The sequence below is a fragment of the Castellaniella sp. FW104-7C03 genome (assembly GCF_040276085.1).
Lineage (GTDB): Bacteria > Pseudomonadota > Gammaproteobacteria > Burkholderiales > Burkholderiaceae_B > Castellaniella.
Map to the genome: position 1 here is coordinate 20836 of NZ_JBELOK010000002.1, position 13265 is coordinate 34100.

The 13265-nt window shown below is 59.8% G+C and carries 14 protein-coding genes; 7 read left to right on the forward strand and 7 right to left on the reverse strand.

Annotation, left to right across the window (positions count from 1 at the left end):
* Positions 1–24 precede the first annotated feature (24 nt).
* Genes argA through ABS758_RS02120 form a run of 4 tightly spaced genes read left to right on the forward strand, consistent with a single transcriptional unit; the run spans position 25 to position 3780 of the window.
* Entirely contained in the window at positions 25–1380 is a 1356-nt protein-coding gene (gene argA / locus ABS758_RS02105; RefSeq protein WP_350380821.1) for an amino-acid N-acetyltransferase, read from the forward strand.
* A gap of 12 nt (positions 1381–1392) precedes the next feature.
* Positions 1393–2466, forward strand: coding sequence for a dTDP-glucose 4,6-dehydratase (rfbB, locus tag ABS758_RS02110; RefSeq protein ID WP_350380820.1), 1074 nt, complete (start codon positions 1393–1395; stop codon positions 2464–2466).
* A 17-nt stretch (positions 2467–2483) separates the two neighbouring features.
* Positions 2484–3464 carry a dTDP-4-dehydrorhamnose reductase gene (gene rfbD, locus ABS758_RS02115; RefSeq protein WP_350380819.1) on the forward strand — a complete coding sequence of 327 codons (981 nt, stop codon included), beginning with the start codon at positions 2484–2486 and terminating at the stop codon, positions 3462–3464.
* Between the two features lie 43 nt (positions 3465–3507).
* Entirely contained in the window at positions 3508–3780 is a 273-nt protein-coding gene (locus tag ABS758_RS02120; protein WP_350380817.1) for an oxidative damage protection protein, read from the forward strand.
* 81 nt (positions 3781–3861) lie between these two features.
* Here the strand turns inward: ABS758_RS02120 and phoU are convergent, their stop codons facing one another.
* The 7 genes from phoU to alr form a co-directional block, all read right to left on the reverse strand.
* Positions 3862–4581 (reverse strand): phosphate signaling complex protein PhoU, encoded by a 720-nt coding sequence (phoU, locus tag ABS758_RS02125; RefSeq protein WP_350380816.1) that lies wholly within the window; start codon positions 4579–4581, stop codon positions 3862–3864.
* 133 nt (positions 4582–4714) lie between these two features.
* A complete protein-coding gene (rpiA, locus tag ABS758_RS02130; protein ID WP_350380815.1) occupies positions 4715–5398 on the reverse strand; it encodes a ribose-5-phosphate isomerase RpiA in 684 nt (227 codons plus the stop codon).
* A 64-nt stretch (positions 5399–5462) separates the two neighbouring features.
* A complete protein-coding gene (locus tag ABS758_RS02135) occupies positions 5463–6146 on the reverse strand; it encodes a 3-deoxy-D-manno-octulosonic acid kinase (protein WP_350380813.1) in 684 nt (227 codons plus the stop codon).
* Positions 6143–6928, reverse strand: coding sequence for a sulfite exporter TauE/SafE family protein (locus ABS758_RS02140; protein ID WP_350380812.1), 786 nt, complete (start codon positions 6926–6928; stop codon positions 6143–6145). Before ABS758_RS02140 ends, ABS758_RS02135 begins: the two co-directional genes overlap by 4 nt.
* 12 nt (positions 6929–6940) lie before the next feature.
* Positions 6941–8302, reverse strand: a complete 1362-nt coding sequence (gene radA, locus ABS758_RS02145) for a DNA repair protein RadA (protein ID WP_350380811.1) — start codon at positions 8300–8302, stop codon at positions 6941–6943.
* Positions 8302–9018 carry an SDR family oxidoreductase gene (locus tag ABS758_RS02150; RefSeq protein ID WP_350380809.1) on the reverse strand — a complete coding sequence of 239 codons (717 nt, stop codon included), beginning with the start codon at positions 9016–9018 and terminating at the stop codon, positions 8302–8304. Before ABS758_RS02150 ends, radA begins: the two co-directional genes overlap by 1 nt.
* 14 nt (positions 9019–9032) lie before the next feature.
* On the reverse strand, positions 9033–10148 hold the full coding sequence (alr, locus tag ABS758_RS02155) for an alanine racemase (RefSeq protein WP_350380807.1): 1116 nt from the start codon (positions 10146–10148) through the stop codon (positions 9033–9035).
* Between the two features lie 70 nt (positions 10149–10218).
* On the opposite strand from alr, the gene hpnC reads away from it, so the two are divergent.
* The 3 genes from hpnC to hpnE are packed head-to-tail and all read left to right on the forward strand — an operon-like array spanning position 10219 to position 13254.
* Complete coding sequence (gene hpnC / locus ABS758_RS02160) at positions 10219–11112, forward strand: squalene synthase HpnC (RefSeq protein ID WP_350380806.1); 894 nt, start codon at positions 10219–10221, stop codon at positions 11110–11112.
* Positions 11102–11965 carry a presqualene diphosphate synthase HpnD gene (hpnD, locus tag ABS758_RS02165; protein ID WP_350380804.1) on the forward strand — a complete coding sequence of 288 codons (864 nt, stop codon included), beginning with the start codon at positions 11102–11104 and terminating at the stop codon, positions 11963–11965. Before hpnC ends, hpnD begins: the two co-directional genes overlap by 11 nt.
* Positions 11962–13254, forward strand: coding sequence for a hydroxysqualene dehydroxylase HpnE (hpnE, locus tag ABS758_RS02170; RefSeq protein WP_350380802.1), 1293 nt, complete (start codon positions 11962–11964; stop codon positions 13252–13254). The genes hpnD and hpnE overlap by 4 nt, the downstream gene beginning before the upstream one ends.
* The last annotated feature ends 11 nt before the right edge of the window (positions 13255–13265 follow it).

Consider the following 13265-nt stretch of genomic DNA (forward strand, 5'->3'; position numbering starts at 1 on the left):
CTTGCGATCCCACCCCAACTTGCCATGAGCTCAGCCGAAATCGACACCTATTCCGCACAGGATGCCCCTGAATTCGCAGCCGCGCAGTTTGTCCGCTGGTTTCGCGAGGTGGCGCCCTACGTGCACGACTTCAGAGGCAAAACATTTGTGGTGGCCTTTGGCGGGGAACTCATCGAGGACGAAGGTCTTGAGTCTCTCGTGGCTGATCTGTCCCTGTTATCGGCGCTGGGTGTCAAGCTGGTGCTGGTGCACGGCTCGCGCCCGCAGGTCAATGAGCAACTGCGGCTAAAAGGCTACACCACCCAGTTTGGGCGGGGCACCGAGCCCACTAGCCCCGAAGCACTCGAGTGCGCCAAAGAAGCCGCTGGTGAAATCCGCCTGGACATCGAAGCGGCCTTCAGCCAGGGCCTTCCCAACACGCCCATGTCCCATGCAAAGATTCGCGTGATTTCCGGCAACTTCGTCACGGCACGGCCCGTTGGCGTCATCAATGGCATTGATTACCGCCGCGCAGGCACGGTTCGCAAGCTGGATATTGATGCCATGCACAATGTCATCAGCCAGGGTGCCATCGTCCTGCTGTCACCCCTGGGTTTTTCTCCTACAGGCGAAGCCTTCAATCTGGCGATGGAAGACCTTGCCACCAATGCTGCTGTGGCACTGCGGGCTGAGAAACTGATTTTTCTGACGCAAAACCGCACCGTTACCGAAACCGACGGGTCTGTGGATACAGAGCTGGCCCGCAAAGACGCAGACGAGCTCCTGGCCCAGGGCGTGCTCGACGAAGACACCAGCGCATTTTTGGGCCACGCCTCACTGGCAGTCAAGCGCGGCGTGGCACGTGCACACCTGGTGCCCTACACGCTGGACGGCAGCATCCTGCTCGAGATCTTTACCCATGACGGCGTGGGCACTATGGTGGTCGAAGACACGCTCGAAGACCTTCGCCCCGCAGTCGCCGATGACGTCGGGGCCATTGTGCAGCTGATTGAACCCCTCGAATCCGACGGCACGTTGGTGCCTCGTGGCCGCGCCGTGATAGAACGGGACGTCGAGAAATTCACGGTGCTGGAGCACGACGGCGTGATCTACGGCTGTGTCTCGGTGATTCCGTACCTGTCTGACGGTATGGCCGAAATGGCCTGCCTGATTGTCCATCCCGAGTGGCAAGGCGCAGGTGATGGCGAAAAGCTTCTGCGCCACGCCGAAGCCACAGCCCGCGCCCACGGGGCACGGCGTCTGTTTGTGCTCACCACCCGTACATCCCACTGGTTTCTGAAACGCGGCTTTGTGCAAGGCGGGGTATCCGACCTGCCCCACGAAAAGCGCGCCCACTACAACCACTCTCGCAACAGCCTGGTATTTATCAAGCGGTTATAGGCCCGTCAGCGCATGAAAATCCTCATCACCGGAGGCGCCGGCTTTATTGGCTCGGCGCTGGTTCGCCATTTGATTCAGTCTACCGGGCACTCCGTTGTCAATGTCGACAAGCTGACGTATGCCGGCAACCTCACCTCCCTGGATTCGGTCAGCGCCAGCCCGCGATACGTGTTTGAGCACCAGGATATTTGCAACGCGGCCGCACTCGAACGTATCTTTGCGCAGCACCAGCCCCAGGCGGTCATGCACCTGGCTGCCGAAACCCACGTCGACCGATCAATCGATGGCCCGGCTGCTTTTGTGCACACCAATCTGGTTGGCACCTATACTCTGCTGGAAACCGCTCACCAGTACTGGGCCCGCCTGCCCAAAGAAGATCAGTCCAGCTTTCGATTCCACCATATTTCAACCGACGAAGTCTATGGCGATCTTGCCAATACCGAGGATCTGTTTACAGAGCGTACCCCCTACGCACCCAGTTCGCCATATTCTGCCAGCAAGGCAGGCGCCGATCACCTGGTACGCGCCTGGCACCGCACCTACGGCCTGCCTGTCCTGATCACCAACTGCTCCAACAACTACGGGCCTTATCACTTTCCAGAGAAGCTCATCCCGCTGATTATTCTTGGCGCACTGGCCGGCAGGCCCTTGCCGGTATACGGCCGAGGCGAACAGATCCGCGACTGGCTGTATGTAGAAGACCATGCCAGAGCGCTTCAGCGCGTGATTGAAGCCGGCACACCCGGAGAAACCTACAACATTGGCGGCCACAACGAACAACGCAATATCGACGTGGTGCACGCCATCTGTGACTTGCTCGAGGCACTCGCGCCAAAGCACCCAGCCGGGGTTACCCGCTATGCAGATTTGATTACACACGTCACCGACCGCCCAGGCCATGATCTGCGTTACGCGATCGATGCATCCAAGATCCAGACGCAATTGGGCTGGACCCCCCGGGAGACATTCTCCAGTGGCCTGCGTAAAACCGTGCAATGGTATCTGTCCAATCCGCAATGGCTGGACAGCCTTCAGGATGCTCGCAGCCAAGGCCAGCGCCTGGGCCTTAGCCGCATCGGGCAGTGATCAAGCCGGACGACACAATGCGCGTACCCGTCATTCTTGTCACCGGTGCAGACGGCCAATTGGGCAGATCGCTGCAAGCACTAGCCAAACAACAGCCCTCAACCGCCCATTATGTATTTGCCACCCGTCAGCACATGGATCTGGGCAATGAAGCATCCATCGTACGTTTTCTGGATCAGCATCCGGCAGATTGCCTGATCAACGCCGCCGCATACACCGCTGTGGATCAGGCGGCCAGCCACCCCGAGCAGGCCACGGCCATCAATGCACAAGGCCCGCAGTGGCTGGCACAACAATGTGCTGCCCGTCACACCCGGCTGCTGCACGTGTCTACCGACTACGTCTTTGACGGCCAGCTGGACCGCCCATACCAGGAAACCGACACGCCGGCGCCGTTAAATACCTACGGGCGCAGCAAATGGGAAGGTGAACAGGCCGTGATGGCTGCTGACAGCCGCGCCATCGTGGTACGTACCAGCTGGGTATTCAGTGCCTGGGGCGCCAACTTTGTGCGTACCATGCTCAACCTTGCCAGCCGCCAAACCTCTTTGCGAGTGGTCGACGACCAGATCGGCAACCCGACGTGGGCCGGGCACCTGGCTCAGGCTTTGCATCGCCTGGCGCTGCACGTCATAACCTCTGACGAAGCGACTCAGGTTTCCACACATCAGACATCCACGCCGACAAGTACCGCACCGATAGCAGATGGTGTGGATGCGTTCAACAGAATCTATCATTTTTGCGGAACACCGACGGTCAGCTGGAAGGGATTCGCGGAAGAGATTTTTCGTCAGGCACAGGCAAGCAAAGTGTTGGCAGACATACCCACCGTGGCACCGGTCAGTGCAAGCCAATGGCCCTCTCCCGAGCCACGCCCCGCCAACAGCCGGCTGGATTGCTCGCGCATTGAAGCCTTGCTGGGGCCTTTCGAAAGAGATTGGCGCCTAGGCCTGGCGCAGGTACTACAAATCTTGCACACCAAACCAGGCACAAATTAGGCCGCTACAATGGTGGCCTGTTGAAGCCGTAGGAGCGCAGAACATGGCCCGCATGATTCATTGCCACAAACTAAACCGCGAGGCTGCCGGCCTTGATTACCCCCCTTATCCGGGAGAGCTAGGGGCCAGGATCTGGCGCGAGATTTCGCGGGACGCATGGGCCAAATGGCTGGATATCCAGACCCGGCTGGTAAACGAAAACCACTTAAGCCTGGCAGAACCTGAGGCCCGGAAATTTTTAGCCGAGCGCATGAAAGCTTTTTTGTTTGACGACCAGGACGTCGAGGCACAAGGCTATAAGCCCCCCGCCCCCTGATTACCAAACAAACACAACACACAGCCTGCCGGATACGGACAAACAAGCTGTGCCAGCCGTCAGGGCGGCCTGTTCGAGCCGTCAGTCGCGGGGCTCTGGGGGTTCGCCGCGCGCCATGCGCTCGGTGTTGTTAACCCCCAGGTGGCGCACATCATCGCCGCGCACCATATAAATAACCCGCTCGGCCATATTCTTGGCGTGGTCGCCGATACGCTCTAGTGCGCGGGCAATGAAGATGAGATCTATCGAACGCGAAATGGTGCGCGGATCTTCGATCATGTAGGTGATGATGTGGCGCAGCGACGCTTTCCATTCTTTGTCGACGTCCTTGTCGTTGCGCACAACCTGCGCAGCCGCCACGGGGTCCTCGCGGGCAAAAGCATCCAGCGCAGCGCGGATCATGCTGGCCACACCATCGGCCATGTGACGCAGCTCTACCACGGGTTCGTAGGATGAATCCGACTCATGCAAGCGGCGTGCCACTTTGGCGATTTTTTCTGCTTCGTCGCCGCAGCGTTCCATGTCGGTCAGCATTTTGGAAATTGACAGCAACAACCGCAAATCAACTGCAGTCGGCTGATTACGGGCAATCAACTGGCTGATGCGCTCGTCGATATCGACCTCAAACTGATTGACCTGACGCTCGTGTTCGCGGACGCGGTCGACCAATTGCAGCTGCCCCTCGGATAGGGCATGAATGCCGTCGAGCACCATGGACTCGACCAGCCCACCCATCTGCAGAAACATGGATCGTGTGGTTTCGAGTTCGCCGTGAAATTGTTTATTGGTATGTTCCAGCATCGGAAGCCTCTGACTGCTTGTGACACACTAGAGTGCAAGGAGGGCAAGCGTACCATCACGCTGGCCACTTGAAAAGAAACCCAGCATAGCAGGCAAACATGACAACCACATGACCGCCTGAGGTATGTTGAGTTTAGCTTTCCTGGAGCTCGAGCAGGGACACGCCATCCTGCCCTGCCACCAATGCCAGATGCGCCCCGGAAATTGCAAACAGACCGCAGCAGACCACCCCTGGAATATTGTTCAGCATGGCTTCGAATTCGGCAGGATCGTCATACTGCAAACCGCTGACATCCAGAATCTGATTGCCATTGTCGGTGGTAAACCCAGCCCGCAACACTGGCCGGCCTCCCAGTTGTCGAACCTCGCGGGCAACGGCCTCGCGCGCCAACGGGATGACCTCTATGGGTAATGCAAATCTGCCCAGCTGCTGCACCAGCTTGCTCTCATCGACAATGCAGACAAAGCGGTCGGCCACCGACGCCACGATTTTTTCGCGGGTCAGTGCCCCCCCCCCGCCCTTGATCATATTGAGCTGGTGATCAAGTTCATCCGCCCCATCGACATACAAGGTGAGCGAGGAGACCTCATTGAGATCAAGCACCTGGATACCCGCTGCCTGAAGGCGCTGGGTACTGCGCTCTGAACTGGACACTGCTGCGCGAAACGCCTCGCGATGGGCTGCCAGCAGATCAATGAAACGGTCAACGGTAGAACCGGTGCCCACCCCTAGAATGCTTTCTGGCTGCAATTGAGGCAGCACGATATCCAGGGCCGCCTGGGCTGCCTGTTGCTTGAGTTCGTCCTGAGTGCGCATACGCGGGGGTTCCTGCAAAAATTGGATATTGACAAGTGTATTTTAGTGCCTGCCAATGGCAGGTTCAGTAGCATGCCTCTAGCTGGCCGGCCCAGGCCGCCCCTTGTGGCCCGGCTACCTTGAGCAAGGACCGACGCAGGCGCTGCAGATTATTGTGCCGCTGGCGGCTTGAGACATGGCCAATCGTGGCCCGATCAAAATCGATCAGCCAGACGGTATCGTCCGGATCCAGCAAAATGTTGTAGGCGTTTAAATCGGCATGCCAGACGCCGGCGTCATGCATGGCACGGATCGCATTCGCCACAGACAATGGAGAAGCACGATCCAGCAACTGGGCCAGGGGTGTGGCCCCAAAAATGCGCCCCACCAAAATGGCATTGCGATAGCTGAAGCCTGTGCGCCAGTACGCCGCCGCCAAGGGCTGGGGAACAGCCACCCGAGCCGCCTGCAAGTGGGCCAGCACGCGAACCTCGGCCCAGGCCCTTACGCGTGCAGCCCCCAACCAGCAATATGTATCGCGCCGCAGCCGCGCCAGCAAGCCACCACGCCGGTATTGCCGCAAGACAGCAGGGCCATAATCGCCATCGACAAACCAGGCCGCTTGCCGGCCACCCTGGGTAACCGCCTGCGCACCTGGTTGGTGCGGATCAAACCAGCCTGTCGAGACCCGATCTGCCAGCGCCTGCGGGACACATAAAGCGCCGGACGGAAACGCCCGCGCCACCCAGCCGGGAGGAACGGGGCTCATGCCGGGCCTCGCGCCAACAAAAGGGCCATGATCACCAGCAACATGCAGGCAAAAATCAGTTTCAGCCGGGCCTCTGGCAGCGAATAGGCTAGGCGAACTCCGTAGGGCACACACAAAAGGCTGCCCAAGGCCAAGGGAATACCCACCAACCCATGCGCCTGCCCATGCCACGCATAAGTTGCCAGCGCCACCACAGTGCCCGGCACAATCATGGTCAGTGCAAGACCTTGCGCTGCGGTCTGGCGCAAATGAAATAACGTTGTCATGACAGGCACAGCCAGCACGGAGCCCCCCACACCAAAGATACCGCCGGTAAGTCCTGCAAAAATACCTACTAGAAAATACCAAAGCTGCCGAACTTCACCCACATCATGATAGTGACTTTCCGACCGCGTTCTGGCCCCGCGGCCTAGGCTTTCGCGAAAATAAAACAGCGCAATGAGAAAAACAAAACCGGCATAGATGCGACGCAACAGCCACGGATCAATGCCAAGGGCGATCTGCGCACCAATCCAGGTAAAGATGATCGATCCTGCCGCCCCGGCACCCGCCGAGCGCAGATTAATTGGCGAACGCTGATGATATTTGCGCACGGTCAGCAGCACCGCCGGCAGCACCATGATCAGGGCTGTCCCCTGTGCCGCTTGTTGCTCGTAACCCAACACCAGGCCAAGCAAAGGAATTGCAAACAGGCCACCGCCGATGCCCAGAACTCCTCCTGAAAACCCGATAATCCCGCCAACCAGCAGACAGCTGGGAATCAACCACATACTCTCGAACATCCAGATCAATCCTTAACGCAACACACTCAAGACATCTTCGATGCGGTCGACTGCTCGGATTTCCAGGCCTTCGATGGCCTGACGCGGCAGATTGGCACGCGGCACAACCGCCTGAGTAAACCCCAATTTGGCAGCCTCGCGCAGCCTTTCCTGCCCACGAGGCGCCGGGCGGATCTCACCCGCCAGGCCAATTTCGCCAAACGCCAGAAGGCCCTCGGGCAAGGCCTGATCACGCATGGAAGACAAAATGGCCAACGCAACAGCAAGATCGGCCGCAGGCTCGATGATGCGAACCCCTCCCACGGCGTTTACAAAGACATCCTGATCAAAGGTCGCCACCCCTGCGTGACGGTGCAAGACGGCCAGCAACATTGCCAACCGGCTGCTTTCAAGGCCTACCGAAAGCCGGCGGGGATTGGGCACATGCGCGGTATCCACCAAAGCCTGCACTTCAACCAGCAGCGGCCGGGTGCCTTCTTGAGTAGCCATGACGCAAGACCCCGACACTTGGCGCGCATGGCCAGCCAAAAACAGCGCCGACGGATTGCTGACGCCTTTCAGGCCACGATCAGTCATCGCAAAGACGCCGAGTTCATTGACTGCACCGAAGCGATTTTTGATGGCCCGCACCAGGCGAAATGAAGAATGGGTATCGCCTTCGAAATACAGGACGGTATCTACGATGTGCTCAAGCACCCGGGGGCCGGCTAGTGCACCATCCTTGGTGACGTGCCCGATCAGGATAAGGGTGATGCCTGTTTGCTTGGCCACACGGGTAAGCTGCGCCGCACACTCCCGAACCTGGGACACCGAGCCAGGCGCTGCGGTGAGTTCTCCCGAGTACAGCGTCTGGATGGAATCAATCACTGCCACATCAGGCTTGCGCTCTAGCAGGGCATGCGTGATCTGCTCGAGCTGGATTTCAGCCAACAGATCGACTGATTCACCGGATACGCCCAGGCGTTGCGCCCGTAGTGCCACTTGCTCGGCTGATTCTTCGCCTGTGACATACAACACAGGCTGCTGGGCAGACAGGCTGGCAAGCGCCTGCAACAGCAGCGTGGATTTCCCGATACCGGGGTCGCCACCGATCAGGACAACCGCACCAGCGACCAGGCCACCGCCCAATACACGGTCGAACTCTTCGATACCCGTGGGGTTACGCGTGTGTTCACGCGCCTCGATGTCGGCCAGCCGGCGCACGGGGGCCGAGGCTGCCAGAGGTGCAAACCGATGGGCCGCCGAAGCGGTAGGCTCGCGGGATTCTTGCAGAGTGTTCCATGCGCCGCAGTGCGGGCAACGGCCTTCCCACTTGGCTGTGGTGCCACCACACTCGGTACACAGAAACAGGGATCGGGCTTTTGCTTTGGCCATTAGCGGCCCGCCAGGCTGCCGCCCCCGTCTACCCCTAATTCTTGTCCGGTGATAAATGCAGCTTCGTCACTTAGCAGAAACACCACGGCTGCAGCAACCTCATCGGCCTGCGCCAGACGCCCCAGCGGAATGGTAGACAGCACCGCACGCTCGGCATCGCTGCCCACTGGACACTCGGAGCGAAACTGGAGAGTCTCGACCGGGCCGGGAGACACTGCATTGACCGTTACACCGTATGGTGCGAGCTCGAGTGCCCAGGTGCGTGTGCACCCCAGCAAGGCGCTTTTCGCAGCCGAGTAGCTGGTATGGCCGGCGGCACCATGCACCGCACGGCTGCAGAGGTTGACAATACGCCCGGCCTTGCGGGCCTTCATCCCCGGGACAAATGCCTGCACGGCCTGAACAGCCACACGCACGTTGAGATCAAAGGCCTGATACAGGGAAGCCAGATCAACTTCTCCGAGGGGTTCGGCCATGGCCGGGCCCACACAGTTGACCACAGCATCCACCGGATATTTTTCGCGAATCACCCGCAGAAGCTCTTCAGTTTCGCCGGCGTTGGCCAAGTCGCACGCATACAGATATCCGGGAAAATCGATATCGGCGGTATGTCGGGCCAAGCCCACGACATGACAGCCTTGGTCGGCCAATCGCTGGCTGACGGCCCAACCGATACCTTTGGTGGCACCCGTGACGAGGACGCAACTGTTTTTCATGGGGATCCCTGGAGTTAGATCTCGCGCCGTGGCACACGAGGCGCCACGGCACAAAGGAGTTCGTAGCCTATGGTGCCACAGGCCTGGGCAACCGCATCCACCGAAGGCCCACCCTGGCCCCACAGTACAACACTGGAGCCGACATGTGCATCGGGTATCGGCTGGAGGTCGACCGCCAACATATCCATGGACACGCGGCCAACGAGGCGGGTTTCAATCCCATCTACGGTAACCGGGGTGCCCGTGGGGGCGTGCCGTGGATAACCATCCGCGTACCCACAAGCCACGATCCCTATTTTCATGGCCTCAGGCGCACGAAAGGTTTGCCCATAGCCGACGGCTTCTCCTGCCGGCACAATATGTGTGCTGATGAGGCGTGCACTGAGTGTCATGGCCGGCAACAGGCCAAAATGACTGGCAGGCTTATCTGCAAACGGTGACGCCCCATAAAGACAAATGCCTGGGCGTACCCACTGGTTGGCGGCACCAACCGCAGCGGCAAAACCAGGGGTCAGCGTAGCAGCAGAGTTACACACACTGACCGGGCCGGGTAAGCCTTGGGTAGCCTGAATAAAGCAGTCCATCTGCGCCCGCGTGACGGCCACGTCGTCGTCCGCCCGTGCGAAATGCGTCATTTTGCCGACAGACCCCAACACACCACTGGTGTGCAGGGCCTGTGCCCGGGCAAACGCTGCACGGTATTGCGCTGGCTGGAAACCCAGGCGGTTCATGCCGCTGTCCAGTTTGACCATGGCATCCAGTGGTGTACGCAACAGGGCACTCTCAAGCATTTCGAGTTGCTCGGTGCAATGAATGGTGGTCTGGATGCAGTAATGCAAAAGAATCTCCAGATCGGCGGGCTCAAAAAAGCCTTCGAGCAACAGCAAGGGCCCTGTCCAGCCAGCTTCGCGGCACTGAATGGCTTCGTCGAGATCCAGCATCGCCAGGCCATCCGCTTGGGCAAACCCCTTTAGGGCTGCGGCTACCCCATGACCGTAGCCCCGGGATTTCATGACCGCCCACACAAAGGGCGCCGCACCTGGCGCATCCTGGGACAGGCGTTGAGCCACTTGTTGCAGATTATGGGACAAAGCCCCTGTATCGACCGTCACCAGGATTGGACGCGGCATGGGATCCTCATGAAACAGAAAAGCGGGGCACACGCGCCTCGCCAACTGAGGATCAGTATACTGCCGCTTAATGGCCATCGATCACTACGAAAACTTCCCTGTCGCATCACTTCTGTTGCCGGCCAGGCTGCGCCCTGCCGTGCAAACCCTATACGCATTTGCACGCGGCGCAGACGACCTGGCCGATGAAGGCGACGCAGATACCGCAACGCGCCGGGAGGTGCTCGAGCGTTGGCGCCTGGCCGTACAGGATCTGGGCGCTCACCAGACTGTTCGCGTTGCCCTGTCCGCCGAAGACAGCGTAATCTTCGAGCGCCTGCGCCTGACCATCGCAAAACATCAATTACCGATTCAACCTCTGCTGGATCTGCTGTCCGCCTTTATTCAGGATCTGGACGTTACCCACTATCCTGACGAGACTGCCTTGAAAGACTACTGCCGACGCTCGGCCAACCCTGTGGGCCGGCTGATGCTGCACCTGTTTGGCGCCACCAGTTCTCAAGACATCGAGCAATCGGATGCCATCTGCACCGGGCTGCAGCGCGTCAATTTTTGCCAGGACGTGGCAATCGACCAGGCCAAAGGCCGCTGTTATATCCCGCTAGAATGCCTGGCACGGCACCATGTCACCCTGCCGGCACTGGCTGATCTCTGCCAGAATCCACCCGCGCAAGCGCCTGCACCCTGGCAGGCAGTATTGCGCGAACAGGCCCGGCAGGCGCAACACGCCCTGCTTGCCGGCAGCCCCCTGGCCTGGCGCCTGCCGGGACGCATCGGCTGGGAGCTGCGGCTGGTGGTACTGGGAGGATTGCGCATCCTCGAAAAACTGGCGGCTGGTGGTTACAACCCTTACGCCAATCGGCCCATCGTGGGTCGGCAAGATAGCTTCCTGCTATGCTGGCGCGCATTCGGCCGGCCTCGCCCGGCACAAGACACAGCCTTACCCTTAAGCCATGACACCTGACGATTACTGCCAGCAAAAGGCCGCCCAAAGCGGCTCGAGCTTTTACTACTCATTTTTGTTTCTACCCACGCAGCAACGGCACGCCATTACGGCGCTGTATGCCTTTTGCCGTGAAGTGGATGACATCGTGGACAACGCCGAAGAAGCCTCGGTGGCACGCATGAAACTGGCCTGGTGGCGCGGCCAGGTCGACCTGATGTTTGACGGTACGCCAGACCACCCTGTGGCCATTGCACTGGCGCCTCATATCAAAACCTTTGGGCTTGAGTCTGCCCCGTTCTACGCCATAATCGAAGGCATGGAAATGGATCTGGACCAGTTTCGCTACGATGACTGGAACGCCCTGAAAGAATACTGTTGGCGCGCCGCAGGTGTGGTGGGAGATTTATCTGCCCGTATTTTTGGGTACACCGATGCGCGCACCCTGCAATATGCCGAAACCCTGGGGCTGGCGTTTCAGATGACCAACATCATCAGGGACGTGGGCGACGACGCCCGGCGCGGGCGGATTTACCTGCCAGCCGATGAGATGCAACAGCATGGCGTTACCGTAGACGACATCCTGGACGGCCACCACACAGCAGCATTTGAAGCCCTGATGCGGCAACAGACGCAACGTGCACAATCTCTATACCGGGATGCCATGCGCCTGCTGCCGGAAACCGACCGGCGCGCCCAGAGGCCCGGGCTCATGATGGCAGCCATCTATCACACCCTGCTGGGCGAGATCGAACGCGACGGCTGGCATGTCCTGAACCAACGCATCACCCTTACGCCCATCCGGAAATTCTGGCTGGCCTGGAAGGTGTGGGTGGGCGGCGGCGCGGGCCTGATACGCCGTCTGTCTGCATGAAGCTTGCCGTCATTGGCGCCGGTTGGGCTGGCTTGGCCGCTGCAATCCATGCGCTGCGGCAAGGGCATGACGTTCATGTCTACGAGGCGGCCGCCGCTGCCGGCGGGCGCGCACGACACATCCGTAACCCGGCACTGGCCACGGCCACAGATAATGGGCAACATATTTTGCTGGGTGCCTATCACGCCTCCCTTGGCATGATGGCCCAACTGGGTGTCGATCCCCAATCTGCCTTTTACCGATACTCCCTGAATCTTCAGTCAGCAGATCAAAGCCTGAGACTCTCATTTTGGCCTTTGCCAGCGCCTTTTCACCAACTTGGGGTGATGTTCGGCAGCAAAGGCTTGCAAGGCTGGCGCGGCCGCCTGCACCTGAATCGGGTTCTGCGGTCCCTGGACAATCCGGTGATCCCCGCGGACATGAATGCAGCCCTCTGGCTGCAACAACTGGGGTGCCCACCCCGGCTGCAAAACGTCTTGTGGGCACCGCTTTGTCTGGCTGCCACCAATACCGCTCTGGAGCACACGGATGCCCGTTTGCTGGCACACTTGCTGGCCAAGAGCCTGGGTGCCCACCCCGGCGACAGCGATCTGCTGATCCCGCGAGGTCATCTCCACGATCTGTGGCCTCGCCAGGCCTGCGCACAGCTGGGCGACCGACTGAGCCGCGAACGCATCACACAATTGCAAGCTGGCCCGGCAAACACCTGGTACTTGAACGGCAAATGCCATGATCGGGTGATTGTTGCAACGTCCGCACGCGAAGCCCGGCGGCTGCTGTCTCCCCTGCCCGGTGCCAATCTCTGGCTGGACACCTGGCCCTTGCCCCAAATGGCAGCCATCGGCACACTGAGCCTACGCCTGAGCCGACCCTGGAACTCGGGGCACGCCATGCTGCTGCTGCAAGACAACCCTGCCCGGCAAGCATGGGGGCAATGGATGTTTGACGCCAGTGCTTATGCAAACACAGCCGAAGCCCGATCCATGGCGCACATTGTGATCGGACGGGCCCAGCGCTACGCCGACACAGCCCCGGACACGATTTTTAACGGCGTGCTGCAGCAGATTCGAGACCAGGCCAAACACCCTTTACCGGCCGTCGAGCAGTGGTCTTTGATTACAGAAAAGCACGCTACTTTTGATGTGGTGCCAGGCCTGAAACGCCCGGGCACGGAGCCCCCCTGGCCAGGCCTTTATCTGGCCGGCGACTGGACAGACACGGGCTTCCCGGCTGTATTGGAAGGTGCCGTACGCAGTGGCCTGAAAGCGGCACAACAGGCCACTGAGTAAGGCAATCAGCC